General features: G+C 41.4%; 14 protein-coding genes and 1 tRNA gene. 3 read left to right on the top strand and 12 right to left on the bottom strand.

Going from position 1 to position 14955, the window contains the following annotated elements; all coding sequences use genetic code 11:
- Positions 1 to 415: 415 nt before the first annotated feature.
- From HGO97_RS23395 to HGO97_RS23380, 4 genes are all read right to left on the bottom strand, one after another.
- Positions 416 to 503 (bottom strand) — tRNA-Ser (locus HGO97_RS23395).
- 142 nt (positions 504 to 645) lie between these two features.
- Positions 646 to 1362, bottom strand: coding sequence for a lysophospholipid acyltransferase family protein (locus tag HGO97_RS23390; protein WP_168866665.1), 717 nt, complete (start codon positions 1360 to 1362; stop codon positions 646 to 648).
- A gap of 202 nt (positions 1363 to 1564) precedes the next feature.
- On the bottom strand, positions 1565 to 2119 hold the full coding sequence (locus HGO97_RS23385) for a Fe-S-containing hydro-lyase (protein WP_168866666.1): 555 nt from the start codon (positions 2117 to 2119) through the stop codon (positions 1565 to 1567).
- 72 nt (positions 2120 to 2191) lie between these two features.
- Positions 2192 to 3037: a fumarate hydratase gene (locus HGO97_RS23380; RefSeq protein ID WP_216245649.1), complete on the bottom strand. Its 846-nt coding sequence runs from the start codon at positions 3035 to 3037 to the stop codon at positions 2192 to 2194.
- Between the two features lie 188 nt (positions 3038 to 3225).
- Between HGO97_RS23380 and HGO97_RS23375 the strand changes: the two genes are divergently transcribed.
- Positions 3226 to 3690 carry a C-GCAxxG-C-C family (seleno)protein gene (locus HGO97_RS23375; protein WP_330641314.1) on the top strand — a complete coding sequence of 155 codons (465 nt, stop codon included), beginning with the start codon at positions 3226 to 3228 and terminating at the stop codon, positions 3688 to 3690.
- Here the strand turns inward: HGO97_RS23375 and HGO97_RS23370 are convergent.
- The 8 genes from HGO97_RS23370 to HGO97_RS23335 form a co-directional block, all read right to left on the bottom strand.
- Entirely contained in the window at positions 3656 to 4291 is a 636-nt protein-coding gene (locus tag HGO97_RS23370) for an RDD family protein (protein ID WP_168866541.1), read from the bottom strand. The genes HGO97_RS23375 and HGO97_RS23370 overlap by 35 nt on opposite strands.
- A complete protein-coding gene (sppA, locus tag HGO97_RS23365; RefSeq protein WP_168866540.1) occupies positions 4272 to 5258 on the bottom strand; it encodes a signal peptide peptidase SppA in 987 nt (328 codons plus the stop codon). The genes HGO97_RS23370 and sppA overlap by 20 nt, the downstream gene beginning before the upstream one ends.
- 69 nt (positions 5259 to 5327) lie before the next feature.
- Positions 5328 to 6878: a sulfatase family protein gene (locus tag HGO97_RS23360; RefSeq protein ID WP_216245647.1), complete on the bottom strand. Its 1551-nt coding sequence runs from the start codon at positions 6876 to 6878 to the stop codon at positions 5328 to 5330.
- Positions 6879 to 6892: 14 nt separating this feature from the next.
- A complete protein-coding gene (locus HGO97_RS23355) occupies positions 6893 to 7633 on the bottom strand; it encodes an ABC transporter ATP-binding protein (protein WP_216245645.1) in 741 nt (246 codons plus the stop codon).
- On the bottom strand, positions 7630 to 8427 hold the full coding sequence (locus HGO97_RS23350) for an ABC transporter ATP-binding protein (RefSeq protein WP_216245643.1): 798 nt from the start codon (positions 8425 to 8427) through the stop codon (positions 7630 to 7632). The genes HGO97_RS23355 and HGO97_RS23350 overlap by 4 nt, the downstream gene beginning before the upstream one ends.
- Positions 8406 to 9194 (bottom strand): ABC transporter permease, encoded by a 789-nt coding sequence (locus tag HGO97_RS23345; protein WP_216245641.1) that lies wholly within the window; start codon positions 9192 to 9194, stop codon positions 8406 to 8408. The genes HGO97_RS23350 and HGO97_RS23345 overlap by 22 nt, the downstream gene beginning before the upstream one ends.
- Before the next feature lies 1 nt (position 9195).
- Positions 9196 to 9978, bottom strand: coding sequence for an ABC transporter permease (locus HGO97_RS23340; RefSeq protein ID WP_216245639.1), 783 nt, complete (start codon positions 9976 to 9978; stop codon positions 9196 to 9198).
- Positions 9979 to 10053: 75 nt separating this feature from the next.
- On the bottom strand, positions 10054 to 11124 hold the full coding sequence (locus HGO97_RS23335; RefSeq protein ID WP_216245638.1) for an ABC transporter substrate-binding protein: 1071 nt from the start codon (positions 11122 to 11124) through the stop codon (positions 10054 to 10056).
- A 306-nt stretch (positions 11125 to 11430) separates the two neighbouring features.
- Here HGO97_RS23335 and HGO97_RS23330 point away from each other — a divergent pair, with 306 nt between their 5' ends.
- Together HGO97_RS23330 and HGO97_RS23325 are read left to right on the top strand one after the other, a co-directional pair.
- Positions 11431 to 13200, top strand: a complete 1770-nt coding sequence (locus tag HGO97_RS23330; protein ID WP_281420048.1) for a sensor histidine kinase — start codon at positions 11431 to 11433, stop codon at positions 13198 to 13200.
- Between the two features lie 119 nt (positions 13201 to 13319).
- Positions 13320 to 14834 (top strand): response regulator, encoded by a 1515-nt coding sequence (locus HGO97_RS23325; protein WP_216245634.1) that lies wholly within the window; start codon positions 13320 to 13322, stop codon positions 14832 to 14834.
- The last annotated feature ends 121 nt before the right edge of the window (positions 14835 to 14955 follow it).

Raw genomic sequence — 14955 nt, 5'->3', positions numbered from 1 at the left:
CCGCCAGCGTTCATCCTGAGCCAGGATCAAACTCTCGTTAAAAGTGTTTGTTCCAGTTCAAGAATCGCTACTAGCTAATTCTATCCCTTTTACTGTTCTTATCATCAAGATCTCTCTTGGTGATGGGTGCATCATAAATGATGCTGTTCTTAAAAATTTTCTCTATAAGAAATTTTCAAGGGTTTGTTGTCTATTGTTTAATTATCAAGGTTCTTTTTGTCGTTTGCTGTCTCTCGCGAGTCAGCTTAGATATAATATCATGTGTATTTTTATTTGTCAACAGTTTTTTAAACTTTTTTCAAATGTTTTTTTGATACTATATTTTACGAACAAACTGATGTCTTCATTTTACATTATGGCAGAGCCTACATGCAAAAACTACTGGTTTTGCCCAGTAGTTCTGGAAAACATCAAACGGAGAAAGAGGGATTTGAACCCTCGCGCCGGTTCCCCGACCTACACCCTTAGCAGGGGCGCCTCTTCAGCCTCTTGAGTATTTCTCCTGATTCTGAATAATACCTGCCTCACGGACAGGACATTATGCAATTAAATCTGCCGAATGATTTTCATAAATAAGTCATCAACAGTGCAAAAGTTATTATACTAAACAGTTCCTTTAATGTCAACGATAAAATTGCAAGTTTTTCAATTTTTCTCAAATTTGTCGATAGTTTCCTGTATTCTGTCGTGTACAAGTGTTGCAATCTCTGTTGTTTTCATATCTTTATACTCATCATAACATAAAGGTTCAAGGAAATGCACCTGGACTGTCACTTTATTAATTGTGTTTGTATCAAACGGTTTAAATGAGTCTATCAATGCGACAGGCACAATGGGACACTTCGCTTTTGTAGCAGCTTTAAAACTTCCCCCCTTTAACTCACCGATTCTATTTCCATTTCTAGAACGAGTACCTTCTGCAAAGATGAGATAGTTTCTCCCATTTTTAACTTCATTTGATACATCAATAATTACCTGCATTGCCTGACGTACATTTTCTCGGTCCAGCATATAAGCCCTCATGCAGGCAAAGACCTGTTTTAAAAAGGGTACATTCTTTACTTCCTTTTTGGCTACTACGGAAAATGGCTTTGGACAAGCCTCCAGTATTGCAAGTACATCATACAGTCCCTGATGATTCGGGAAAAACATAAAACCGCTTTCCTTCGGAATATTCTCTACACCATGTGCTTCTATTTTTACATTACCGCCTTTATTGGCACGGAGTACAATAAATTTCAAAAGAGCATACTGCTCTTCTTCTGTGTATTTCTCCGTGTGCGAAGCATGATAACACAAGCGGCACCACATATAAGGTACCAAGATTATATTTCGAAATACCATCATTAGTATACGTTTCATTATATTTCCCTCTCAACTCTAAGTTTTACCAATAATATAAGAAATAAACATCTTTAGAAATAGAAATGTTTATTTCCTAAAAACATAAAACAGCTATCACTGCTTATCAGCAGGAGCTTGAACTCCTGCTGATATACATAAGCCTCTGCCGCCGCTTATATTTCTTTGTCTAAAATAGAAGACTTACTTTGTTGGGATTCAATTAAGCTTCCGTACAATACTCCTTGATTGCAGTCTCGTATAGATTATTTCCTTCACTATCTATTACAACAATGACAGGGAAATTCTCTACTGTCAATTTGCGAATTGCCTCCGTCCCCAAATCATCATAGGCAACGACCTCTGAGCTTGTAATACATTTTGAAAGCAGAGCTCCTGCTCCGCCTACCGCTGCAAAATAGACACAGCCGTTCCGTATAATCGCATCTATGACCTCTGGTGTACGTTTTCCTTTTCCGATCATAGCACCAAGACCCAAATCTAAAAGCTGCGGTGCATATTTATCCATACGGCTTGCCGTCGTCGGACCTGCAGAACCGATCGGACGACCCTCTCTGGCCGGAGACGGTCCCATATAGTAAATCACCTGATCCTTGATATCAATCGGAAGTTCCCCTCCTTCCGCAAGAATATCATACATTCTTTTATGTGCAGCATCCCTGGCTGTATATATTGTTCCTGTAATATACACATAATCTCCTGAACGCAGCGATTTAGAAATCTCTTTCGTGATAGGTGCTGTGATATGTTTATCCATTATAATCAATCCTTTCCGGCTAAATTTTAAGAATATTCTAAATATGGCTGACAAAAGGGCCTGCCCCTTTTGCTAAACCTCCCGAATTACGTGTCTGTTCACATGGCAGCATATGTTCACAGCAACCGGCAGCCCCGCAATATGGGTCGGATAAGTGTTGATGTTCACTGCGAGTGCTGTTGTCGTGCCGCCCAATCCGCCGGGGCCGATTCCAAGACCATTGATCCGGCTTAACAGCTCTTCCTCAAGGTCCTTTACGTATTCTATATCAGAATGTTTTCCTACTTCTCGTGTTAAAGCTTCTTTGGCCATTAATGCGGACTTCTCAAATGTACCACCGATTCCGACACCTACTACCATTGGCGGGCATGCATTGGGTCCAGCATCTTTTACCGCAGTAAGAACTGCATTCTTTACTCCCTCAATGCCTTCTGCAGGCTTGAGCATGAAGATACGGCTCATATTCTCACTGCCAAATCCTTTCGGAGCAACTTTAATCTTTACTTTATCGCCGGCAACAATTCTAGTATGTATAATAGCTGGTGTATTATCTTTTGTATTCTCTCTAATCAGAGGATCTTTGACTACAGACTTTCTCAAATATCCTTCTGTGTATCCCTGACGTACCCCTTCATTTACCGCATCTTCTAACAGACCACCTTCCAAATGCACATCCTGGCCGATTTCTAAAAATACGACTGCCATTCCTGTATCCTGACAGATTGGAATCATATCTGCTGCTGCGATTTTTAGATTCTCCTGAAGCTGTTCTAAAATCTGCTTTCCAAGCGGCGCCTTCTCTTCTTGCTCCGCTCTTTTCATGGCAGCATCCATATCTGGTGACAGGTAATGGTTCGCCTCAATACACATCTCTTTTACATTTCTTGTAATTTCTTCAACATTAATTGAACGTACCATAGCTCCTCCTGATAATCTGATACTTATTGGACTGCTAGTATCCAATAAGGTATACTTTTTTATAATCGTACTGATCTTATACAACTTTTCTTATTATAATATAGTTTTTTAAAAAAGAAAATAGTGGTATAGTAAAGTTGGCCTAATTTTACAGGTTAATTAAAAAATTTACGGTACTGGGAGGTTCTATGATGGGAACAGATTTTGTAATTGATATGGAAGAACTGCAAAAAGATGCAGTTGAGATATTCAATTCTGGATTCGCATGTTCGGAATCCATTGTTTATGCCATAAGAAAGCACTTTAAATTAGAACTGTCTGATGATGCAATTGCCATGAGTTCTGGATTTCCTTGGGGACTTGGCGGTGGAGGCTGCATCTGTGGTGCACTGGCCGGCGGAACAATGATGCTGGGATATTTCTTCGGACGTACAAAACCTGGCGACCCGAAAATCAGTAAATGCTTCGAGGTCTGCCAGGAACTGCACGATGACTTTTGTAAACACTGTGGTGCTTCCTGCTGCCGCGTTCTGACACGCAAGATGGAGAAAAATTCACCGGAGCGAAAAGCGCAGTGTACAGAATTTGTAGCTTTTACGGTAAAACGTACCGCAGAAATCATTCTTTTGAATCAAAATTATTGGAATCGTTAGGTTCCTGTACCGGAGCCGTGGGCTGGTCTTTCGCCTGCGGATTCCCGGATGTTCCATAGTAGATCGGTTGTACTGGCGCATAGGGCTGGACCGGTCTTTGATAAACCGGATATACCTTGATTTTTTTTCCATAGATTACCCGGGTATCACACAGAATATCGTGAAGTCCTCTTTTTTCCTTATCGATTCCAATCAGTATATATCCAATCCCGAAGATGAACCCACTCAAAAACCTGCCGATTGTCTCCCTATAAAGAATATTCAAAAAAGTCAATTTTTTCTGATCATTCGCAGAAATCACCCTGAGATTCATAGCTCTCTTTCCCAGAGTAGTTCCTGTAAAATACGTACATAAAATAAAATATAGCACCTGCGCTGCGTATAATAGGATGTCTTTCAGCGTATAGTGGAACAAAATATTTCCACCTAGGAAAGTATCTCCTAAAAGTGAGGTGACGGTCCACATTGTAAACCGTACAATCAAAAGCCCTACAAAGACAATGATACTATCAATAGCATACGCTCCTAAACGAACCCAAAAACCTGCATATGTGATATCGGCAGATGGACTCTTTTGAAGGTTATCGAAGCTGTTCTGCATAATACATCAGCCCCCCGTTCTCTTTCTCCTTGGCCACCTCGGTAAGGACCTGTGCCTCTGATTTTGGCAGGTTTTTCTTTACTTCAGAAAATAAGGAGCTTAAAATCGATTCGGTTGATTTTGGCTCATAAAAATTGTATACTCCAAGCGCCTCGCTCATATCATAACTCATGTCTTCATAAGAGGCCACCACATCAATGAGGCCATTTTCCAAGGCTTGGTTTGCGGTATAGGTACGGCCATCTGCAAGCTTTTTAACCTCGGCATCGGACATCTGCCGGCCATCTTGAACTACCTGTACGAACTGCTCAAAGGCCTCATCCACCTGGGACTGATAAATTGCAATCTGTTCCTCCGTCATCTTAGAAGAATCCTTATTCGGACCGCTTGTGATACTGACGTACTTAATTCCCAATTTTTCATACAGACCTGTCATGTCATAACCGGACATAATTACACCGATCGAACCTGTCACTGTATTGCGGTTCGCATAAATCTGATCAGCAGCCGCACAGACATAATATCCGCCGGATGCTGCATAGTGTGACATGTATCCCCAGATCGGACGTCCCGTTACTTCCTTATATTCCATCAGCTTTAAATATAACTCATCTGCCTCATAGACCGTCCCTCCTGGTGAATCTACATAGAGGAGCACTCCCTGATTATAGTCGTCATACATCAGCCGATCAATATAATCCAAGGTTGTTGAGTGCTGATATCCTGTTGCAGTCTCGAACAATGAAGTCTCTGTCTGCGGCTGGATCGTTCCCTGTACGCTTACCACCGCAATATAATCACTTTTCGGCGCATCGAAGGTCACTCCTCCAATCAGCATCTTCTCCACTGCATCTGCCGTATCGGCGGCATTTCGTTTGGCTATAGTATTGGTAAATACGCTTGTGATCCCAGTGATGATAAATAGTCCCACTGCGATGACCAGACCGCCTATCTGTTTCTTATTCATCTTATGTGCCCCTCCCTTTTTAGACTATATTTTATTTATTATATCATAAAAAGAAAGGAACTTATATGCCTACTCCTCCAAAAATAACGCCTGGCTCATAAAACTGCAGCCGGAAGGAACAGTATAATCCATAATATTTTTCGAAAAATCAAATTGATGAAGTCTTTCCAATTTTCGCGGGTGATATGGAATACCATGCATTCTGCCCTCTAAAACAGCTTCCTTAAGCCCCGGCTCGCTCTGGCATTTTTTAAGCATCAACTGATACATCTCTTCCTTCACCTGTTTCTCTGACGATGCCAGGTTGACCAGTTCATGAGGGTCCTCACTTAAATGAAAGAGCTGTTCCCTGCTGCCATTTGCCATATAAATATATTTCCATTCCCCTTTACGCACCATCATTTTAAACTGTTCGGATTCAGGTCTTCCATGAACACCGAACAATACCTCTCTTTTCTCTCCCTCAAGAATCAAAACTCCATCCCTGGCATCTGCCGCTCCCGCAGCAGCAGTGGCAATTCCATATAAGTCTGTCAGTGAGATCAGGCTGGTTCTCACCTCAGGCTGGTTCCATCTCTCCGGCCAGCTTAAGAGGAACGGTATCTTGGCTGCCTCCTCAAAAAATGTCTCCTTCTGCCATCCTCCATGATCTCCGGCCATTTCTCCGTGATCACTAAAAAAACAGATAATTGTGTTATCTGAATCAGATCTCTCCTCAACTGCATCTAAAATTTTTCCGATACAGTCATCAATATATGTAATTTCCCCATAATACCTTGTCTTAAAATTACGCGCCCAGGCGTCATTAATTTCATCCGCATAAATCAAATAGTTCATCCATTGAATCTGCTCATCCATTCGATCCGTATAGCTGTTTCCACGGATGGGATTTGACATTCCATCGGGATCATACATACGATTGTACGGAATCGGAGGCGCGCAAGGCGGGTGCGGTCCCACGAATGATACAAATCCAAAATACGGCCTTTCATCCTCTTTCTTTAACTGCTCTATCGCCTGATCTGCAGTAAACCTTTCCACCGTATATTCAGCCGGCATGGGACTCATCTGCGGTACAAAATACATATTCGTCCGTTCACCGTGAAGTTGCTCTAAATGAGCATATTCAGGATGTTCTTTCATAATAAAGGAGGCAAAGCCATCCTTCTCCTTAATTTCCGGGGTATCATACATCTCCTCTGTATGAATCTGGACTTCATATCCTAGATTCTCATAAACATCCGGGCTTGTATGAAATTTGCCAATACCGAATGTACGATATCCAAGCCTTCCCATTCTCCTGGCCAGATATTCTCCGCAGCTATTTTCTACTAGATTCCCATCATGACTCGGAATGTATGCAGACTGTATAGCATCATGGTATACCGGTGTCGGATTCTCATTACAATAACATCCCAGATGGTAGGGCTCTCTTCCGGTCCTCACCACATACCTGGCTGGAACGCAGACTGGACACGGAGAATAAGCATTGGTATAAATCAGCCCTCTTTGGACCAGTCGATCCAAATTCGGAGTTTGTATGATTTTATTCCCTAATGCACTGATACAATCAAACCGGAACTGATCGCACATCAGATATAAAATATTAGGTCTATCCATTTTGTTCTCCTTTCTTACCACCAGCGGATCAGATCAGTGACCTTATTCCGCAGACTGACAAATTCCTTATCTGCGACCTTTCTCGGACGCGGAAGTTCATTGATGAGTTCTGTTTTTACGTGTGTCGGCTTATTCGTTAATACCAGGATTCTGTCGCTTAAATAAACGGCCTCCTCAATGTTATGTGTGATGAAAATAACCGTGGTCTTTGTTTTCTCCCATAACTTTAAAAGCTCATCCTCCAATTTATACTTCAGGTTCAGATCAAGCTGTCCATAAGGCTCATCCATTAAAAGAAGGTCTGGCTGCGTAGAAAACGCCCTTGCAATCACAACTCGCTGCAGCATACTGGCAGAAAGCTCTTTTGGATAAAATTTACGGAACTCCTGCATATTGACCATTTCAACAGCTTCGTCCACACGCTCCTTGATGGTCTTCGGATCTGTTCCTTTTATTTTAAGCCCGTAAGCAATGTTCTCTTCTACATTCAGCCAGGGCAATGTAGAATATTCCTGGAGAATATACGCAAGATTATGTTTTTTTGGATCAACCTCTTCTCCATCAATTCGAATCGTACCGCTGTCGGCCTCCAATATTTTCGTCAATGAATTCAGAAACGTTGTTTTTCCACATCCTGTCGGGCCAACAATACAAAGGAATTCTCCCCGGTTCACAGAAAATGAAATACGGTCCAGAACAAGCAGATCGCCAAATGATTTCGTCAGATTATCGACGGATACTTTTATTTCACTCATACTGCCTTCTCCTCACTTTCTCTCGGAATATCGACTAACTGGCTGATTTCCTCCCTTAATGCCAAAAATTCCTCACTAACCATACTTCTCGGCCTGGGAAGATCGATCCTATATTCCTTTGCTACGACTGCCGGACATTCCGTCAGTATAATAATGCGGTCTGCCAGATAAAGTGCCTCTTCTATATTATTTGTTACAAAAATGACCGTCCGCTTTTCCTTCGCCCATATCTTTTCTACCTCTTCTTCCATCATGTATCTGGTCTGTGCATCCAAATGTCCGAATGGCTCGTCCATCAAGATAATGTCTGGGTCGTTGCAGTATGCTCTTGCTATTCCGACTCTCTGGCACATTCCACCGGAAAGCTTAACTGGATAGTGCTTTTCAAATCCATGGAGTCCTACCAGATCAATATAATACTGGGCCTTTTTTCTACGTTCTTCTTTTTTGATTCCTCTTGCCTTTGGACCAAATTCTACATTTCCCATGACTGTGAGCCACGGGAACAGAGAGGTCGTCTGATAGACCATCCCCACTCCCGGATGAAAACCAGAAGATTTCTTACCGTCTATGTAAACAGTTCCTTTCGTAATATCCTCCAGACCTGCTATCATTTTTAAAAGCGTCGTCTTTCCACACTGGCCTGCCCCGAAAAGGACAACGAATTCATTCTTCTCAATATCCAGATCAATTCCTCCAATTACTTCTACTGACTTACCACTAACATCAAAACTTTTCTTTATATTTTCCAGACGTACCATAGACTGCTTTTCTATTGCCCCCGTTCTTTCCATGAGCATAATCTCCTTTCCATAATTCTCATGAAGGATGCCAATACCAAACCGACAATACCAATTGATATCATTCCCATCACGTTATTTACCATGTTGCCGCTCTGCATACCTGAAAGGATGAGCCATCCGCAGCCGGATGTAGCTGTAATCATCTCTGCTGCCAGCACCGCCATCCAACTGGTGGAGAGTGAGACCTGAAGACCACTGAAAATATAAGGCACACAGGACGGAAGAACAATGGTCAGAAAAATTCTATTTTTCTTTAATCCCAAGACCCTTGCCACACCGATCAGCTCCTGGCTTACATTTTCCGCCCCTGCCATTGTATTCATGACCATCTGGGCAAATCCTCCTACAAAGATAATAAAATAGATTGTCGTATTACCTGTACCGAACCATAAGATTGCCAGTGGAATCCATGCAATTCCAGGAATCGGCTTAATAATATTGAAGATTGGGTTCAAAACTGCCTTTCCTAATTTAGAAGCCCCCATGACCAGACCGACCAAAGCTCCTGCTATGGAGGAAAGAATATAGCCTACCAATACCCTGCTCAGACTGATTCCCACATGCCCAAGAAGTGTTGTCTTACCAATTGGCTCCACTACCGCTTTTGCCATACCTGATAGCACCTCGAAAGGCGTGGGGAAGATTGTTCCAAATCTGGTCACCAATACCGCAATCTGCCAGACTGCTAAGAATACAAGGATGCCCAGAGTTCCCATGAGAACAGTCTGTGTCTTTTTTGTCTTTATTACTGCACCCATACTAACGGCCTCCCTTCACGATTTTTTTCTCTGCCATTCCAAGAAGTGCAGAAAATAATGCACCAAAACCTCCAATAACGAGCACTCCCATAAATACCAGGTCGATTCTTCCTACCATACGGCCCATCTGTATCATATATCCCAACCCTTTTGTAGATGCCACTAATTCTGCTGCCACTAAGGTTACCCAAGATGCATTCAGTGATACACGAATCCCTGCGAATATCATCGGTCCGGCCGTTGGAATCGCAATTGTCCGCAGAATCTGCCCATTGGATGCGCCGAATGTCTGAGCGACCCATTTATGTACCGGATTCATCTGCTTAATCCCACTGTATGAATTAATAATTGCAGGTACAATTGCAGCAATTACAATTACTGTTACCTTTGACATAATTCCAAGTCCAAAAGCCATCAGCATGACTGGGACCCAGCCGACCGGTGGAATCGGCTTAATCAGATCAAATAGCGGCTTAAAGAACATATCGAACTTCTCGAACCATGCCATGCATATTCCAAGAGGTACTCCTAAGCCTACGCCAATACAGAATCCTAATATGGATTCCTTTAAGCTTGTCAGTATATGGATACCCAGTACACTTCCATCCGGGTTCGTATTTGTCAGCTTATAGAGAAATGTCTCTATGATTGTCGCCGGACTCGGCAGCTTCTTTTCGGGAAGCAGATGTAGTACATCTGTCAGAAGCTCCCATATCAGTATGAATGCTGCCAGGGAAATCACTGAGATTATCCTATATTTCTGTTTTTCTCTTTTTTCCTTCATCCTAATTCACCTCAATTTTTGTATACAAAAGGGGGAGGCATTTTCACTCCCCCATGCTGCATATATTTTGTAAGTTTATTCTAATGCCGCTTTCCAGATATCATCAACTACATTTCCTTTAAACGTCTCACATTGGTCTGCTTCAATCTGACCGATGGAAGCATAGAAATCAGCGGCATCTGCTTCTGCCTTTCCATACTCCATGTTTTTCTGTTCTTCAGATGTTATAAAGATTCTTAGATCCGCTTCCTCTTCAATTGTTTTATCGGTTACTTCCAGCGCATTTTCTTCATAGAATTTTTTAATCTGGGCCATCTTTAAGTCTTTATCTGCTTCTAATTCATCCGCAGCACGGTAGCAGAGCTTCATGAATTTAGTCAGTTCAGGCTTCATATCCTCATATGCCTCTTTTGAACAGATCACATCCGTATTAGTGGAACTAAAATCCTGTAAAGTTGCAATCGGCTGCCAGCCGTATTTATCGGTAACCGCTGTTGACCATGGTGTCGGAAGTGCCACAATGTCACCCTCTCCAATCTGGAAAGTCTGTTCACAGGTCTGATAATCCATGGGGACCATACTGACCTCTTCTGCACTGATTCCAAGCGATTCCAGATATTCTAAGGTCAACTGATGCAGCGAAGTTCCGGCGGAGAACAGGATCGTGGTTCCCTTCACTGTATCTGGGTCTCCGTATACATCAGGGTAAGTTGGGTTAAATCCCTGGACGTCCAGAATCTTGCTGTCCTCTCTGACAAATAAGGTATCTCCTCCTGTATCACTGGATGTTCCAATGATCTTCGCATCATTGTTGACTGAACCGAATACATAGGCTGGTCCCTGAAAGCCCACATCCCATAAGCCTGCTGCCAATGCTTCATTTGCGGCAGCTCCATTTGCATAAAGCTCAACATCCAGATTAAGTCCCTCTTCCTTCGCCCAGCCCTGGTCCACAATGTAAGAAAGCAGGACCCCGTTAAAATTCGGCATGGACTGTACTCTTAAAGTTGTCAGATCTTCTTCTGACTTTGCACTCTCCGACTTCTTTTCATTTTTCCCCTGCTCCTCTTTTCCACCTCCACATCCTGTCAATGCTGTGGATACAACTGCCAATGCTAATAAGAGGCTTATCATCCTTTTTTTCATATTCTTTTCATTCCTTTCCTTTAATTTCGGTTTTCTTAAGTTGCTTCAATTATATATCCCCTTCCTATTTACCGCTATCTAAAAGCTGTATTGAATTTAGCACTTTTCTGTTCTCCTTATTGCAGATCAGATTTATACTATTTTTGATTATCACAAATCCGTATATTTTATATCACTTTTCCGATGATATAACCCTTTCGTTTGTTTTCCATTTGTTTTTCCTTGACATTCTTTTTTTCTTATTAGAAACTGGACTTATCACCCCATTTTATATTCCGTCATGTATATTTACATAGGAGCTGTGCGATGAAACAAAATATAATCTTTTATAAGAAGAAACCCTTACAGTTAAAACAAGTTTTATCCATTTTATTTATAACCTTTATTTTATTTGTGACCATCCTGATTATCGTTCCCTCTTTTCACTTTTATAAGAAACAATTGATAGAAAATATTTCCCAAGGCCGCATTGACACACTCTCTCAGGTAAATGGAAATATGGATAAAATGAAAGGGGAAATCACAACGATTTCAGATATGTTTTTTTACGATGATACCCTTCAGTCAATGGCAGTGAATAATATCGTTTATAAAGATACAAAAAAAGAAATGGAATATCTAAAAAATCTGGATCACAAAATACGAAAAACGCTGGCGCATTACTCCTTTGACTACGAAATGCAGCTGCTTACTACTAATGGATTGAGATATTCTACAGATGCTAAAAAGCTGAAGGACCTTGAACTATATACTAATGAGCTATGGTACTACAAGGCTGTAAATTCCCCTGACCCTCTCTATTGGCTTTCCAGTCTGCGGACAAGATATAGCACCAGAGAAGACCCTAATTATTTTTCCCTGCTCCGTTTCTTTAGAACGGAGTCTTCTGAGATTGCCGGGATGATAATGATCAATATTCCAGAACGTTTTTTATATGACACCTATCAGAATCTGACTTCAGATAATGGAAATGTTTATGTGGTTGATACCGAAGGACAGATAATCTCACATACAACAGAATCTATGATTGGTCATTATTTCTATAAAATGCCTGTATTTTACGAATTATTTGGGGACAGCAACTCCGCCACCATACAGAAATCCGGGGTACCGTATTTATTTTCTAAGTACTCTACAGATGATTCCTCCTGGATTGTGGTAGAAGAGATTCCTATGTCCTCTATACTGCACCCACTCTACCGGATTGAACGTTCAATTATTCTGATTGCTCTGCTGGTATGCGTAATCAGTATCCTTGCCGCGGCCTGGGTCTCCTATGCAATCTCTCGTCCACTTACTGAGGTATATACCGCAATGGATGAAGCACAGGGAGGAAATTTTAATGTTGTTTTTCCACGAAAAGGCTTTGCTGAGACACAGTGGATTGCTGATGCATGTGAAAACTTTGTTGTCCGTATCGTCTCTTTATTGAATGATATCAAAAAGAAGGAACACACCAAACGGGTAACAGAGCTGCATTTCCTTCAGATGCAGATCAACCCGCATTTTATGCATAATACTCTCTTCAGCATTAAGTGTATGGTGGATATGGGCCGCTCGGAAGAAGCTTGCCGGATGATCGATGCGCTGAATTCCATGTTAAAAAATATCCTGAACTGTAAACAGCAGCTTGTTTCGGTTCAGGAAGAAGTTGATACTTTGAAACAATATACCTATATTTTACAACAGCGGTATACCAACTCGTTCACCTTTAAATTTCTGATCGATGACGAATGTAAGGACCAGTTAATCCTACGGTTCATTCTTCAGCCTATTATTGAAAATGCTGTTTTCCATGGTTTTTCCAACAACCGAAAGGATGGTGTGATTGTCATTCGAATTAAAAGCAAGGGACAATATCTCCTGCTGAAAGTAACAGATAACGGAAAAGGGATGCCCAAGGAACAGGTCGATTCACTAACGACCCCAGATACCAAAGATCACCGTCATATTGGTCTAAAAAATATTGCATCCCGTCTGGAGCTGCATTATCAGAGTGATTATAAATTTGAAATATCCAGCAGAGAAGGAAAAGGAACCACAATTTCCATCACACTGCCGAAATATACGATTTAACCTCATTAAGTGAGAAAATGAATTCCTAATGTCCACTTTGACGCTGTTTTGATACACATTTCTTTATTTCACGTGTAAGCCCAGGCTTATAAATTTTATTATTAAGGGAGGAACGGGTTATGAACATTTTAATCGTAGATGATGAAACGATTATCCGCGAATGGCTTCAGCATACGGTTCAGTCTTTGGAAGGTCTGAATGTACATGCCGACACTGCCTCTGACGGGATTGAGGCACTAGAAATGCTGCAGAAGATTTCCTATGATGTCATATTTATTGATATCCAAATGCCAAGAATGAATGGAATTGACCTAATCCGTGAAATCCATAGAATTAACCAGAAGGTCCTTCCTATCATATTAAGCAGCCATGATGAGTTTGACTACGCCAGGGAAGTTATGAGGAACGGAGCTTTCGAGTACATCTTAAAAAGTGAGTGTGATAAAACCTCATTAAAGGAACTACTGCTTAGATGCCGTAACCAATTACAGGACAGCCATTCTAACATCGAAGCATCTATCCATACTTTTTTAGTCAAAGTCCTGCAGAAGCAAGATATAGAGGAAAAACAGATTCTATCGCTTTTCCCTGGATGGAAAGAAAAATCTTATTTTGTAATTTCATTTACATTGGATCATTTAGAGAATTTTTCAGCTTCATTAAGGCAGTCTATTCTTGCCTCTGATTTTAGGAATGTTATCTCTGACAATATTCTCTTCCTTGGAGAGGTGGAGAACGTTTTTTATTACCTTTTTGAATGGAGACCAATCCACATAAATTCCTCTAAATCAGGAAAAGGCTGGCATATCATTCTGCCCTCCTTTCTGGCGGAAATATGCAGAAAACACCCTCAAATGAAGGCCGGATGCAGCAAAGTATCTCACCAGCTTTCTGAACTTATATTATGTATTCGTGAAGCCTTTAGGAACCTGGAACAGTTATATTATGAAAATGCTTCTTATAGGACAGGGATTTCTCTCCATGAAATAATCCCAATCGAAGAATTCCAGCATTTAAATGCAGAGCTCATCCAGGATATACGTACCTATGATAATCAGAAATTCTTTCATGATCTGCGCAATCAAGAGGAATGGATTCTGAAATACGAACCTGAAGTTCCCTTTATAAAAGAAGCATACAGCAGCCTGCTTTACTCACTCTGCTTATATTATTGTGAGGATACTGCTATTCTATCTGATCTTTTTGTACAGATGAAAAGAAAGATTGAGCATACAACTTCCTTCTCTGAATTGCAAGAATATGCCTGGTCTATGATACGGCATTATATTTTATCACTCCCAGCCGCTAAAACATATAGCTCCCATGTAGAAGCGGCCCTGACCTACATTGCAGAAAATTATGCTGATATCTCTTCCATAAAAGAGATTGCTGATCACATCCATCTGAATACGGATTATCTTACCCGGCTTTTTAAAAAGGAAACAGGCAGGAATCTCAATACCTTTCTGATGGACTACAAGCTGGAGATTGCTTCATATATGCTAAAGACCACCAATCTTCAGATTAGTGAGATTGCCCTGAATGTAGGAATTCCAAATATTAGTTACTTTTCCAAGAAATTTAAGGAACGGTACGAGATGCAGCCCGTAAATTACCGATCTCTATACCGTTGAGATACTATTGAGTCGCCTCCACCCGTAAAACGGGTGGCTCGGGACGCGGGCTCTAAGCCCGCCCTACTAGGCCGCGCCTCAAGGCGCTGACTTTCTCTTTCATGCCATGGGAAGCCTGCCC

The organism is Faecalicatena faecalis (genome assembly GCF_012524165.2).
GTDB classification, from domain to species: domain Bacteria; phylum Bacillota; class Clostridia; order Lachnospirales; family Lachnospiraceae; genus Faecalicatena_A; species Faecalicatena_A faecalis.
The sequence above is the reverse complement of the archived record's forward strand: the minus strand, read 5'-3'. Positions and strand labels throughout refer to the sequence as shown.